This window comes from Rapidithrix thailandica (assembly GCF_039710355.1).
Taxonomy (GTDB): Bacteria; Bacteroidota; Bacteroidia; order Cytophagales; family Flammeovirgaceae; genus Rapidithrix; species Rapidithrix thailandica.
This window is the reverse complement of sequence record NZ_JBDKWZ010000002.1, coordinates 469,023-482,857: the sequence shown is the minus strand read 5'-3', so window position 1 is coordinate 482,857 and position 13,835 is coordinate 469,023. Positions and strand designations below refer to the sequence as shown.

The window sequence follows — 13,835 nt, the reverse complement described above, 5'->3', positions numbered from 1 at the left end:
CCTGAAAAATGTTTCAAAAAGGCCTCCTCTGTGTTACTTTTTTCAACAATAGCTTTGGCTATTCTTTTCAAAAAGTGCCTTGAGGGGCCGGTTTTGATTCCATGTTCGGTCAAAAACTATACGTTTAGAGCACTTCTATAAAAAGAATTTTAGGGTATTCAGGCAGGGGGCTGAGAGCAGGGTTAAATTTCTCCTTTCTGGGTGAAAATTTTCATCATCCAAGGAGCTGCCCCCACAACGAATTTTAAATATGCCCTGAAATTAAAATATGATTGGAAATTTGCCTATGAATTATTTAGCCCATGCATTCCTGGCCGGAAAAGAAGAAGAGTTGATTTTCGGGAATTTTATTGCCGATCATATCAAAGGGAAGCAATACCAATCCCTTCCCGTGCGGATAGGGCAGGGGGTGATGATGCATCGCTATTTGGATAGCTTTACGGATAGCCATAAGGCAGTAATGGCGGCCAAGCAACACTTGTGGTCTCTTACAGGTAAAATGACCGGAGTTGTGGTGGATATTTTGTTTGATCACTACCTTTCTACGCATTGGGCATTGCTGCAAACGGAGCCCTTGAAAGTATTCACCACATCGTTATATCGAACAATCCGGAAGTTTGATGAGCAAACCCCTGAAAGTGCGCAACACATGCTCCATTATATGGAAGCGGATGATTGGTTGTATCATTATCAATTCAAAGAAGGCATGCGTGATACCTTAGGAGGAATCAACCGGAGAACCAAAGGCATGTTTCAACTCACTGAAAAGTTTGAAAGCATCATGGTGGCATATCCTCTGATGGAAACGGATTTTGAAATTTTCTTAAAGGACGTTCGAATTAAAGCCAAAGAGATTTTAATAGCCCTGGATTAAAGGGAACATGACAACAAGAAAGAGGGAAAAGTACATGACACTTTTCCCTCTTTCTGTTATGGTAGTTTTTTTAATTTAAGAAGCCGTGGTTTTGACCTTATCGTCTTTCCTCACTCTTCCCAGCAAATCACAAGGATAGTCAAACAAACACTTGTCCTTAATGATATCGGCTACCGTATCCGGAACGAGGTCTTCCCAACCCGACTTCCCGGATTTGATCATCTTCAGTACTTCATCGGCAATGATGTGCAGGTTATGTTCTTCCACTTGTTTGATATCTGCGATTTTGTTATTGTCTGTCAAATAACGGAACAAGTGCTCCAAATGGCTCGGAAGTTGAATATTATCACAGGTGATCAAGTTTTTTTCACCTTTACCTCTGAGTGAAGGGTAAATATACAGCTTGATATTTTTGCTGAACATTTCTCCAAAAGATTGCAAGATGCCTCCTTGCTCCTCATTGTAATATTTTTCGTTGAAAATACTTTGCAGGTTGTTTACCCCCAGTATCATTCCGATTTTCCGGTTGCGGGTGAGGCGGGAAAGGTAACTGATCAGTTTGTAATATTCCTTGTATCCGGATATCAACACATATTGCCCCAGGGAACAGAGAATGTCCACCCGGTCGAGAAAATCTTTGGCATCAATCTCTCCTTTTTGGGTAATCAGGTTGTCCAGGTTTAGTTCGGACATAACCATGATATTGTCCTCATCTACCTCCGCTTCTTTTTTAAAGAGTTCATAGCCTGAGGCAAACATGTCGAGGTTGACATGAGTAATGGGACGGAAGCGGCCTCTTAAGATAAGCGGGTTTTTTTTGTACAGACAATCCGCTGGTTGTAATACCTGACCGTCAGGTCCGAACATGGTTGCATCGGTAAGGCCATTGGTAACGAGTTTCAAACTCATCAGGCGGTTGTCCAAGTCCAAGAAATCCGGTCCGGTCAAACGGAAAAAATCCACCTCGATACGCACCCGGGAAAGATCATCCAATAAGGAGTTGAGTAATTTTTCAGGGTCATTATGATAATAGTAACAACCATATGCCAAATTCACTCCGATCACTCCCAAGGCTTGTTGTTGCAAGAGGTTTTCATTGTCTTTCATCCGGCAGTGAATCACACATTCGTTCGGTTCGGATTCGGGGGTGAGTTGAAACTTTAAACCGATCCAGCCGCGCCCTTCGTTTGTGCGTTGGTAGTTAAGTGCTTCTACGGTATTGGCGAAGGCAAAAAAGCAAGACTCCGCAGCCCGTTTTTGAAGGCGTTTGACCAAGAGGTTATACTCTTTGTCCAGCATTTTATGCAGGCGGGGTTCGCATACATAACGGCCGCTGATTTCCGGTCCGTAAATAGCATCACTGAAAGCCATGTCGTATGCAGACATGGTTTTGGCAACGGTGCCTGAAGCACCACCTGCCTTGAAAAAATTAGCCGCCACGTCTTGTCCGGCCCCAATTTCGGCAAAGGACCCGTAAATTCTGGCGTCCAGGTTGATTCTGAGTGCTTTTTCTTTCGTAGTTAGTTTTTTGAAATCCATCGTTGGGTTGTTTTTGGCTATATTTTTTTATCGTTGGTCTATCTTGGTTTTGTCTGATCTTGTCTTAAAAAAATCTTTGTTTTTTCCCTACTATGGAGCAGGGTTGTGCATTGATCTTCAAAGTACTGCAAAGTTTGACAATCTTTATTCAAAGAACAATGAAAAAAACGCATATGTTTTTATTTAAATTTACAAATAGCCCCAAAGGATAAAAAAAAATCCGGCCAAGCGGCCGGATCATCACTGTTTACACAGTCATTATATCTTTTTCCTTCTTCTCAAGATGTTCATCAATCTGTTTCACAAATTGGTTTGTCAGGACTTGAACATCGTCCTCGGTCTTTTTCATAAGGTCTTCCGCTAATCCGTCTTTCAGCATTTTTTTCAATGTATCGTTGGCGTCTTTCCGGACATTGCGAAGACTGATTCGAGCGTGTTCGGCTTCGTGTTTTGCCTGTTTTACCAAGTCTTTTCTTCTTTCCTCGGTCAAAGGAGGAATATTGATTCTGACGACTTCCCCGTCATTTTGCGGATTAAGGCCCAAGTCACTGTTCTTGATGGCCTTTTCGATTTCCGGCACCATGTTTTTCTCCCAAGGCTTGATCATCAGGGAGCGGGCATCAGGGGTGGTAATGGAAGCTACCTGGCTAAGTGGGGTAGGAGCTCCGTAGTAATCGACCTGAATTTCATCCAACATAGAAGGCATAGCTCTGCCTGCGCGGATCTTGGTCAGTTCGATCTCACAGTGGAGCACGGTTTTTTCCATGTGGTCTTTGGTCTCTTCCAATAACAATTGAATGTCTTCTTCCATGTTAATATGTTTTTTAATCTTCAGTGTTAACTAATGAGTGTTCCTATATCCTCTCCTTTTACCAAACTGTACAAGTTACCCGGAGTGTTCATATCGAAAACGATAATCGGTAAATTGTTTTCCTGACACAGGGTAAAGGCGGTGGTATCCATGACGTTCAGTCCTTTTCGGATTACTTCTTGAAAGGTGATTGAAGTGTATTTGGTAGCGGCTTCGTCTTTTTCCGGATCGGAAGAATAGACACCATCTACCCGTGTACCTTTTAAAACAATATCGGCCTCAATCTCGATTGCTCTTAAACTGGCTGCCGAGTCTGTGGTAAAGTACGGGTTGCCAGTGCCTGCCCCAAAGATGATAACCCGCCCTTTTTCCAGGTGCCTTACGGCTCGTCTGCGGATATACGGTTCACAGATTTCATCCATCTTGATTGCACTCATCAAGCGGGAGTAGACTCCGTGTTGTTCAATAGCACTTTGTAAGGCCATTCCGTTGATAAGTGTGGCCAACATTCCCATATGGTCGCCCTGTACCCGGTCTACTCCGGTTTTTTCCGCTTCCATACCCCGGTAAATGTTTCCTCCTCCGATAACGATAGCTACTTCAATACCTAAGTCTACTACTTTTTTTATCTCCGTAGCATATTGTTCCAGGCGCTCTGCATCTATCCCAAAATTTTGTTTGCCCAGCAGGGCTTCTCCACTAAGTTTTAGTAGTATCCTTTTATATTTCATCTAGCGTAATTTTGAAGTTTTGCAAATATATAAATTTTCGCTTTTCTATGCCCCTCCTGTGCTTTTTCATTGATAAAAATGTAAAGCGGCTTATCTTTGCAATTATCTCCCGGTAGAGGATATGGGTCGAGAAGGAGCCATTGAGAGAAGTTAAGAACTTACAGAGTACATTTCAAAAAAAAGAGGGTGAATTTACAAAACGGTGAAGTTTTAATGCCTTACAATTGTTGATGGACTGTATTGGAGAAGAATGGAGAGTTTAATTGTTTTCGTAGTAAAATCTAGATGAGTTATATGAAAGAGAGTAGCACCAACAAGCCTTCGGTAAACTTTATTGAGGCGATTATAGAAGAAGATTTAAGAAACCATAAAAATAATGACCGGGTACATACCAGGTTTCCTCCTGAACCCAATGGTTTTTTACATATAGGGCATGCCAAGTCCATTTGTTTGAATTTCGGGTTGGCTCAGAAGTACAAGGGCTTGTGCAACTTACGCTTTGACGATACGAATCCGGCTGCAGAAGAAACCAAATATGTAGAGTCTATTAAAAAGGATGTGAAATGGCTAGGTTTTGACTGGGACTCTCGGGAATATTTTACTTCCGATTATTTTGGAAAATTGTATGGCTATGCCGTAGAATTGATTGAAAAGGGATTGGCTTATGTAGATGATCAAACAGCGGAAGAAATCAGTGCCAGCCGGGGAACACCTACCCGTCCCGGGCAGGAAAGTCCTTATCGTAACCGTTCCGTAGAAGAAAACCTGGACTTGTTTGAACGGATGAAGAAAGGGGAGTTTGCAGAGGGAAGTAAGGTGCTGCGCGCTAAGATTGATATGGCTTCGCCCAATATGCATATGCGTGACCCGGCTTTGTACCGGATTAAGAATACGCATCATCACCGTACAGGTGCTGATTGGCATATTTATCCGATGTATGATTTTGCACACTGTCTTTCGGATTCCATCGAAGAGGTGACCCACTCGGTTTGTACATTGGAATTTGAAGTACACCGCCCGTTATATGATTGGATCTTGGATAAGCTGGAAGTCGCTCATCCACAGCAAATCGAATTCGCTCGTTTAAACCTGAGCTATACGGTGATGAGCAAGCGAAAATTGTTGGAGTTGGTGAAGGAAAATTATGTGACTGATTGGGATGATCCGCGAATGCCGACTATTTCAGGTTTGCGCAGAAGAGGATACACGCCGGAGTCTATCCGCAATTTTTCCGAGCGTATTGGCGTGGCCAAACGAAACGGCATTATCGATGTCAGTTTGTTGGAATTCAGTATCCGGGAAGACCTTAATAAAAAAGCATTGCGAAGAATGGCTGTGTTGGATCCTATCAAGGTCGTAATCACCAATTATCCGGAAGGGCAGATAGAAGAATTGGAAGCAGTTAATAACCCGGAAGATCCGGAAGCGGGTAAGCGGAATATTCCTTTTTCCAGAGAAATCTACATCGAGCGGGACGACTTTATGGAGAATCCGCCTAAGAAGTTTTTCCGGTTGGGTCTGGACAGGGAAGTGCGCTTGAAATATGCCTATATCATCAAATGTGAGGAGGTCATTAAGGACGAAGCAACCGGGGAGATTCTGGAATTGCGTTGTACCTACGATCCGCAAACCAAAAGTGGTCAGGATACTTCCGGCAAAAAGGTGAAAGGCACTATCCACTGGCTATCCGCAACACATGCAAAAGATGTGGAAATCCGTTTGTACGATCGTCTGTTTGAAGACGAAGATCCAGCCGGACACAAGGAGAAGGATTTTCGGGATTTTATTAACCAGGACTCTTTGGATGTGTTGTCTCATGCAAAAGTAGAACCCGCTTTGACGGAAGTAAGTGCGGGGGAAAGTTTTCAGTTTGAGCGTAAGGGGTATTTCTGTGTGGACCCCGATACCACAAAAGAAAAAGTGGTATTTAATCGTACGGTCACCTTGCGGGATAACTGGGCGAAAAAGAATAAATAACCAACCGAATAAAAGAGGGCAAATGCTGTTTGTCTGCTTGCATTCGAATGTTTGGAGATTTTGATAATATTACACAAAGGGACATTTATGAAGTGTGTCCCTTTGTGTTTTTGATGCGTGCTTCATTGACTAAAAGGTGAGCTTGCCGGGTAGGCTCCGGAATGCGGTATCCTTTAATGCAAGGTTTGATGATGTCAATAGCACTCTTGAAATCCATTAGGTGTCCGGGAGAAATGAAAACAGGTTTTACGTTGGGTTTGGTACGTAAAACGGTGCCGATTTGCTCTTCTTTATCCATGAGTGGAGAAGTATCGCCCTTTTGATTTTCCGGCATGTCAAAACTCCCGGTGAGGACTTTTTTCGCACAGCCGATGGTGGGAATTTGGAAAACAATTCCGAAATGCGAGGCGATTCCCATTCTGCGGGGGTGTGCCATGCCGTGGCCATCTAAAACCATGACATCCGGCCGGGTTTTTATCTTTTTCCATGCCTCGGCTATCGGAGGGATTTCGCGGAAGGAAAGCAAACCCGGGACATATGGGAAATGCATGGTGGCTACTGCCGTTTGTTTCTCGATGATTTCCATTTCAGGGAATCTCAAAATAACAATGCCGGCATATGCCGTGCTGGAAAACCGGTTGTAAGAAATATCAGCTCCTCCTACCAACTTCACCTCTTGTTGAAAACTTTGAATGCGAAGTTTTTCCTGTAAACCTTTCTGTTCTTGAACCGCCTGTTTAGGGCTAATTTCCCAATTGTGCATGATTTGTATCTTTTTATCCTTAATTTCAAAGCTATGAAAGAAATTGTTGCCAAACCTCATCCCGGAAAGAAGAAAAGCAAACCTTTTCGATGCAAACAGTTTGATGTGTATCAAGACCGTTGTGGAATGAAAGTCGGAACGGACGGGATGTTGTTGGGTGCTTGGGCAGGCGTTCATCAAGTTCAACGAATTTTGGATGTGGGCACAGGCACAGGCTTGTTGTCATTGATGATGGCTCAGCGGAATGTATTGGCCAATATTGATGCCGTTGAGTTAGATGAACATGCGAGTCAACAAGCCAAAGAAAATTTTTTGCGCTCCCCTTGGAAAGAAAGGCTCCATATACACGAAGGATGTTATGAGCAATTCCAGACACTCCATACTTATGATTTGATTGTAAGTAATCCACCGTATTTTGAAAACTCTTTGAAGCCGGAACTGGATCAACGCAAAAAAGCCCGGCATACCGATAGCCTTTCTTTGGAAAGCTTTTTGGCTAAAAGCCTGGATTTATTAAAGCCGGAAGGGCGAATACAGGTAATTTTGCCTGTAGAGCAAGGAGAGCGTTTGATTCGCTTAGGAAAGGAATTGGGATTGTGCCTTATAAAAAGATGCAAAGTTTGTCCAGGGCCGGACAAACCGGTATTCAGGTATTTGCTTTCTTTACAGAAAATACCTGGTACAATTGAAGAAGAAAAATTGTTTATTTATCAGAAAGGAAATCAATATTCGGAGAAGTATATTGAACTGACAAAGGGTTTTTATACCATTTTTTGATGGATGAAGTATACGGAAAGTTTTTTTACGAAAAGGGCCTGTTTGTAAGAAAAAAATTAAACAGAGATACACCTGAACAGTGGTAAAATCAAACCTGTTTTTCAACCAAAAATTAAGATTGCCATGAAGCATTTTGTTATCTTACTCACCAGCTTGTTCATCATTGTAGGTGTTTCCTCCTCATGTGGACAAAGCCAAGGGCAACAAGAAAAAGACAACGAACAAAGTGAAAAAACTAAAAAAAATATGGAATTAGCAACATTTGGCGCAGGCTGCTTTTGGTGTGTAGAGGCAGTATTTCAGAATTTGAAAGGTGTAGAAAAAGTGGAATCCGGGTATTCCGGAGGACATGTGAAAAACCCTACTTACAAGGAAGTTTGTAACGGTACCACCGGGCATGCGGAGGTTTGCCAATTGACGTATAACCCGGACGTAATCTCTTTTGAAGAACTACTGGAAGTATTTTGGCAAACGCATGATCCCACTACGCTTAACCGGCAAGGCAACGATGTGGGTACTCAATACCGTTCTGCCGTTTTCTATCACAATGAAGAGCAAAAAGACTTGGCGGAAAAGTATAAAAAAGCCTTGAATGACGAAAATGCCTTTGGCAAACCTGTGGTAACGGAAGTGAGCCCCTTTGATACGTTTTACAAGGCGGAAGACTATCATCAGAACTATTACGACAACAATAGCTTTGCTCCTTATTGTATGATGGTGATCCGTCCGAAACTGGATAAATTCAAAAAGGTATTTAAAGATAAGTTGAAAGAAGATTGAGGCGGAAGCCTGAAGAAGTAAAGCCATAAGCCCGGCAATGGAGTTCCTCATTTGCCGGGCTTTTCATTTGAATCTTCTATATAAAAAGAGTACTCTAAGTTGCAGGTTTAGAGAGTGGTAACTACAATTCTTGATTGTGGCAAACCAACAGCCTCTTTCCAAAAAAAACAATGAGAACATTGTTTAACATTTGGTGCCTGTTAATTCTTCATGAATACTTTTTTTCTCTGTAGAAAGAGGGATGCATATTTTAAATATGGTTCCTTGGTTGAGCGAGCTCTCCACGGAAATTTTTCCATGAATGGCATCTACTTGACTTTTGACCAAATATAAGCCCAAGCCTTTGCCACCTACATGCGTATGAAATCGTTTGTACAATCCAAAAAGTTTTTTCTGGTGGAGTTCCAAATCAATCCCTAAGCCGTTATCGCTGATGTATAGACAAAAGATATTATGAGTCAACTTTTTGGTGCGTATGGTGATCACCGGGGGTACATCGGGTTGTCTGTATTTGATGGCATTGTTGATCAGGTTATACAAAATACTCCGGACATAACTCTTGATTGTGAAAAATTCATCTATGCTCTCAAAGTCGGTAAGAATACTTGCCTGAGTAGATTGAATTTGTCCTTTTAACGACTCTTTTACTTTTTGAATCAAGGAGTTCAAACTGACCCATTCCCTCACTTCTTTTACATCGTTTTTCAGTTCCAATATCAGATTAATATCCTTAATCACCGAGTCCAGGTTTTCTGTGGCTGTATTTAACAAGGAAAATAACTGTTGGTTATCAGGGTTCAATTCATCGGCATCGATTAAGTTTACCAACCCCTGAATATTGGCCAAAGGGGCCCGTAAATCATGCGAGGTGATGTAGGCAAATTGTTCCAGGTCTTTGTTTTTGGAAACCAGGTCCTGGGTGATTTTCTTAAGGTGTAGGTTTTTTAGTTTATGCTCTGTTACATTCCGGGTAGTTGCTACCAAACAGTTCTCCCCGTATTTACTTTTCTTTAATTTTTTAACCCTGGCTTCATACCATTCCAACTCTCCGGAATGTGGTTTACGCAAAGCGTATTCTACCGTTTGGATTTCATCGGATTGACTGGCAAGTTGTACCGTATTGTTCAACTTTTTACTCAAAGGTTTCGGGAATATATCGTCAATCTTTTTGCCTAAAAAATCCTGTTCTTTTTGGTAATAGGAGATTTCTTCCGATGCATATGCCTCTAAAAATTTTCCTTGGCTGTCGATAACAAACAGTAAGTCGGGAAGAACTTCCGCAATGGATAAATAATGCTCCTGGTTGACTGCCAGCTTTTCTTTGAGGGCCACGGCTTCTTGCAGATGATGTTGTAGCTCTTTTTCTCTTTGCAGCAATTGTTCGTTTAACAGTTGATGCTCTTTTAAAATCTGTTTGGTTCTTTGTTCGGCTTTTTTGCGCTCCTGGGCCTCCAGGCATAAAGCAAGCAAGTCCGTCAGCGAGGAAATAAAATCCTGTTCTCTGGGTGTCCAGGTATGATATCGATCAACAAACGAACAGCATAAACCTCCTTTAAACTTCCCTTCTGCCCGGAATTGTACCACTATTAAAGAGTGGATATTGTACTTATTAAAGTAGTCTTTGGCATACTGAGCAATGCGAATATCCTCGTTGATTTTGTGAAAAACCCATATTCGTTGTTCTTCAAAAGTTTGCTTAAACTGGGGGTGTTCCTTACAGGAAATGCATTCGGCACCTTCCGATGCACCTGTTTTCGCATCGTATGCAAACGTTTGTTGAAAGATATCCTTACCTTCCTGATACATCCATAGGCTGGCTTTGTCAAGCCCCAAGGTTTCCACGGCTGTTTTGGTAATTAACGCAACCGTTTCTTCAAAATCACCCGAATACACGGGGTGAGCTTGGCTGAGTTTGTAAAGCGTATTGAGGTAATACTCACGTTTGTCTTCTTTGTATTTTTTTTCAGTGATATCATGAATTCTCAGTGAAAAGTAAACACTGTCATGACTACGCTTATGGTATTGTAAGCTTTGCCTGACATAAATCGTATTTCCTTTTCGAGTGAAGAGAATTCCGTCTCCTTTCCATTGATTCATTTGTCTTGCACAACGGAACGCAACGTTTTGCATGAAATGACTTTCCGAAACAGGGTACAAGTCCCAAATTTCTAGTCCGTCCAATTCCACATCTTCAGTGTAACCAAGTAATATTTTTGCTTGATTATTAGCATAGAGAATTTTTCCGGATTGATGTATGATGAATGTACAATCACTACTAGACTCTACAATTTCTTCAAATACCCCATATAGTTTCACACTAGGAGTAAATCTGTTAATTGCCATTAAATTAAGGAGTCAAACTTTAATTGCGTGAACAAAATAGCTGATAGGGTTAGTTATTTTGTAGTGTATTTTTAGGGGTTATAGAAAAAAAGTTAATTTTTTAGTGTGAAGGTTTTTGAGTGAAGGTGAAATCGAAGTGCGAATATAGGGGGTTTTGATATAAATCAAATGCTTATTCGTTTTTTTTAAGAAAAAGTACTGAAAAGCCCGTTAAAGACTAGTGAAAACTAAGTATAAAACGGGCTTGTTTTTATGATAAAAGCTTTGTTACGGGCTTGTTTTTAGAGATTTGGCGCTTCTTCTTCCGTTTTATCCAAAAGTAGAATCAATTGATCCGATAATTGATTCAATTCTTGAAAAGCGCCTTCTGCTTCTACCCTTAAACCCTTATTTCTAAGTTCAATGATTTTGTGTACTTGTTCATGTAGCTGAATGTGGCATTGCCGTAATTCCGGCATATGAGGTAAGTGCCCGTATTGTGCTTTGCCCCGGTTGTCCAACCAATGGCCGAGTTCGCAATCGTGATGTGATAAGGCTTCTTTCTTTGTCAATAAGGATTTTCCGTCCAAAAAGCTTCTCAGCCGGAATTTCCAGTTGAGATGCTTAAAACGAGCTGTCGAAAATTCGAAATTCATAACGTGTACCGGGTTTAATAGTGTGTATCATGAAGTCTGCGAAATTCGTGGCTCTTACGGTGTTCTCAAATGATTTTTGTCATTTGAGAACACCTAAATGCACTAGAGCATCGCCTTGGTGTACGACCGGCAAGTGGTTGATGCCAATAATGTATCCGGAATAAGGGGCTTTTATTTGTACTTTGAAATCACCAAAGCTGTCGGTTAAGGTACCCAAGACTTGGTTTTTATAAACCTTTTCTCCATAGTGTACATAGCTGGAGAACAGCCCGGAGTTTTTAGCGCGGATCCACGATGAGTTTTTTATGATTTGGTTGGGGTGGTCGGGGAGAGGGCTTTGCGAAACCATATGGAGGGAATGCATCAGGCGCAAAGTGCCTGCAATGCCTTGGGCTATGGCAAACTCATCGAAGCGAAGGGACTCACCTCCTTCATAAACCAAGATGCGTTTGCCCAGTTTGCTGGCCGCTTGCCGCAAAGATTTGGCGATTGGTCTGGAATTTAAGGTAAAAGGAGCATGAAAAGCTTCTGCAAGGGCTTGGCTTTGGGCATCGTGAAAGTCGCAGCGGACCTGAGGATAATTGCTGCGGGAAGCACCTCCGGTATGAAAATCCACTCCGTAATCAATTTGTGGAACGATGTGTCGCATCAAATAAGATGCGACTCTTGAAGCCAAAGAGCCGTTCTTATTGCCTGGAAAAGAACGGTTGATGTCTTTGCCATCGGGTACTTCCCTGGAAAAATTGATAAACCCGTAGATATTTAGAATGGGGATACAAATGACAGTGCCGCATTCGGGCACATGAAGGGATTGTTCTATGATCCTGCGTACGATCTCAATGCCATTGATTTCATCACCATGCAAGCCCCCCATTAACAAGAGTACCGGCCCCTCTGTTTTTGCCCTGCTGACTGAGATGGTAATGTTGATAGGGGTGTGGGAGGGCAACAAGGCAATGTTTACGTCAATTTTGGTGCTTTCACCTGGAACAATCTCTGTTTGATTGATGAATAAAGTTTTCAAAGGCTTGTTTGCTTTGTGCTTCGTTGAAAATAAGAAATTTCCCCCGCTTAACAGTAAAGCGAGGGAAAGTAGCCATGGCGAATATTCGTTATCCGTTGATTTACGATTGGCAATGGATTTATAAAATTAAGCATTGATCTTGTCTTTCGGTAGTTTCTTTTTGAGTGCATTCTGTTCTATGAATTCGATGATTTTTCCCGCGATATCTATATTGGTGGCCTTCTCGATCCCCTCCAAGCCCGGAGATGAATTCACTTCCAATACCATTGGTCCCTTTTTGGATTGTAACATGTCTACTCCGGCAATGGCCAGTCCCATGCATTTGGCGGCTTTTAAAGCGGTGGACTTTTCCGTACGGCTTAGTTTAATGACTTGGGCGGAGCCTCCCCGGTGCAAGTTGGACCGGAATTCCCCTTCTTTCCCTTGGCGTTTCATGGCGCCTACTACTTCTCCGTTCACTATGAAAGCCCGGATATCCGCTCCTCCGGCTTCTTTGATAAATTCTTGTAAGATTACCCGGGTTTTTAAGCTTTCAAAAGCTTCCACTACCGATTTAGCGGCTTTGTTGGTATCGGCTAAGATTACTCCCAGGCCTTGGGTACCTTCCAGTAATTTGATCACTACAGGGGCATCACCAATATGGTGTAATACTTGGTTTTCGGTTTTACTATAATTGGTAAAAGCGGTTTTGGGCATTCCTATTTTAGCCCTTGAAAGGATTTGTAAGCTTCGCAATTTGTCTCTGGACCGGGTAATTGCCAAGGAGTCAATAGCACTGAAAACATGCATCATTTCAAATTGCCTGACCACAGCCGTGCCATAAAAGGTAACCGAAGCACCAATGCGAGGTATAATTGCATCGATATCTACCAGTTGTTCGCCTTTATAGAAAATAGAGGGGCCGTCTTCGTCCATTATTAAGTCACATTTCAAATGATCAATCACCCTCCCTTGATGCCCTTTTTCTTTGATGGCTTCGATTAATCTTCGGGTTGAATACAGTTGAGGGTTTCTCGATAAGACTGCGATGTTCATGATTATGAGTTTTATTTTGAAAAGATAGGTCTTTTAGGGCTACATCAACCAAGAATTTTTTGGTAAGGAATTTTCTTCCGATTAACACAGGGTATTTCATATTTTCCCGGTCGGCCAGAGAAAATACCGTACGGTAGGACTTGCCAAATACGATCATTTGGGTTTTGATTGTAAACCGTTCTTCACTCACCCCGGAAGTGTTTTTTACTTTTTTGATACCAAAGCTGTGGCTGTAATAATAGTCACCCTCGTATTCGGGGTGGGAGGGGTCTAGTAATTTAAACCGGAGGATTTCCTTTCCGTCTCGTAGTACTAATTCAATATGATGGCAATGAATGGCACAACCATAAGCCCCCGTATCAATTTTGGCGTCCAGGTTGTTTAAATTAAATTCCGGCAGGTCGATCCGGTCTTTCCGGCCAATTATTTTATGTGGCATAAAAAAACATTTACAATAAACCTTTGTAAGAAGGAGGCTCTTGTTTTTCGGGTAAAATTAATAAAAGTGCTCTATGGAGACACTTCCCTATATAAATTAGAAAAGAT

At 41.9% G+C, this 13,835-nt stretch carries 13 protein-coding genes; 4 read left to right on the top strand and 9 right to left on the bottom strand.

From position 1 onward, the window contains the following. Positions 1 to 268 precede the first annotated feature (268 nt). On the top strand, positions 269 to 874 hold the full coding sequence (locus tag AAG747_RS05410; RefSeq protein ID WP_346820118.1) for an acyl carrier protein phosphodiesterase: 606 nt from the start codon (positions 269 to 271) through the stop codon (positions 872 to 874). Between the two features lie 75 nt (positions 875 to 949). Here the strand turns inward: AAG747_RS05410 and AAG747_RS05405 are convergent, their stop codons facing one another. The 3 genes from AAG747_RS05405 to pyrH form a co-directional block, all read right to left on the bottom strand. After that, the gene (locus AAG747_RS05405; protein WP_346820117.1) at positions 950 to 2,413 is read right to left on the bottom strand and encodes a TonB-dependent receptor; all 1,464 of its coding nucleotides are present in this window, start codon (positions 2,411 to 2,413) and stop codon (positions 950 to 952) included. Positions 2,414 to 2,660: 247 nt separating this feature from the next. After that, positions 2,661 to 3,224, bottom strand: a complete 564-nt coding sequence (frr, locus tag AAG747_RS05400; protein ID WP_346820116.1) for a ribosome recycling factor — start codon at positions 3,222 to 3,224, stop codon at positions 2,661 to 2,663. 26 nt (positions 3,225 to 3,250) lie between these two features. Then, a complete protein-coding gene (pyrH, locus tag AAG747_RS05395; protein ID WP_346820115.1) occupies positions 3,251 to 3,955 on the bottom strand; it encodes a UMP kinase in 705 nt (234 codons plus the stop codon). Positions 3,956 to 4,240: 285 nt separating this feature from the next. Between pyrH and AAG747_RS05390 the strand changes: the two genes are divergently transcribed. Then, positions 4,241 to 5,932 (top strand): glutamine--tRNA ligase/YqeY domain fusion protein, encoded by a 1,692-nt coding sequence (locus tag AAG747_RS05390; protein ID WP_430300550.1) that lies wholly within the window; start codon positions 4,241 to 4,243, stop codon positions 5,930 to 5,932. A gap of 85 nt (positions 5,933 to 6,017) precedes the next feature. On the opposite strand, the gene nfi is transcribed toward AAG747_RS05390, so the two are convergent. Next, on the bottom strand, positions 6,018 to 6,695 hold the full coding sequence (nfi, locus tag AAG747_RS05385; RefSeq protein WP_346820113.1) for a deoxyribonuclease V: 678 nt from the start codon (positions 6,693 to 6,695) through the stop codon (positions 6,018 to 6,020). A gap of 33 nt (positions 6,696 to 6,728) precedes the next feature. On the opposite strand from nfi, the gene AAG747_RS05380 reads away from it, so the two are divergent. Beyond that, positions 6,729 to 7,472 carry a tRNA1(Val) (adenine(37)-N6)-methyltransferase gene (locus AAG747_RS05380; RefSeq protein ID WP_346820112.1) on the top strand — a complete coding sequence of 248 codons (744 nt, stop codon included), beginning with the start codon at positions 6,729 to 6,731 and terminating at the stop codon, positions 7,470 to 7,472. A gap of 123 nt (positions 7,473 to 7,595) precedes the next feature. After that, entirely contained in the window at positions 7,596 to 8,252 is a 657-nt protein-coding gene (gene msrA / locus AAG747_RS05375) for a peptide-methionine (S)-S-oxide reductase MsrA (RefSeq protein WP_346820111.1), read from the top strand. 183 nt (positions 8,253 to 8,435) lie between these two features. On the opposite strand, the gene AAG747_RS05370 is transcribed toward msrA, so the two are convergent. The 5 genes from AAG747_RS05370 to AAG747_RS05350 form a co-directional block, all read right to left on the bottom strand. Next, positions 8,436 to 10,595: a GAF domain-containing sensor histidine kinase gene (locus AAG747_RS05370; protein WP_346820110.1), complete on the bottom strand. Its 2,160-nt coding sequence runs from the start codon at positions 10,593 to 10,595 to the stop codon at positions 8,436 to 8,438. Positions 10,596 to 10,876: 281 nt separating this feature from the next. Next, positions 10,877 to 11,230, bottom strand: coding sequence for a CZB domain-containing protein (locus AAG747_RS05365; RefSeq protein ID WP_346820109.1), 354 nt, complete (start codon positions 11,228 to 11,230; stop codon positions 10,877 to 10,879). 79 nt (positions 11,231 to 11,309) lie between these two features. Continuing rightward, positions 11,310 to 12,254: a succinylglutamate desuccinylase/aspartoacylase family protein gene (locus AAG747_RS05360; protein WP_346820108.1), complete on the bottom strand. Its 945-nt coding sequence runs from the start codon at positions 12,252 to 12,254 to the stop codon at positions 11,310 to 11,312. Positions 12,255 to 12,380: 126 nt separating this feature from the next. Then, positions 12,381 to 13,289, bottom strand: a complete 909-nt coding sequence (rimK, locus tag AAG747_RS05355; protein WP_346820107.1) for a 30S ribosomal protein S6--L-glutamate ligase — start codon at positions 13,287 to 13,289, stop codon at positions 12,381 to 12,383. Next, positions 13,192 to 13,728, bottom strand: coding sequence for an ATP-dependent zinc protease family protein (locus AAG747_RS05350; protein ID WP_346820106.1), 537 nt, complete (start codon positions 13,726 to 13,728; stop codon positions 13,192 to 13,194). Before AAG747_RS05350 ends, rimK begins: the two co-directional genes overlap by 98 nt. Between the last annotated feature and the right edge of the window lie 107 nt (positions 13,729 to 13,835).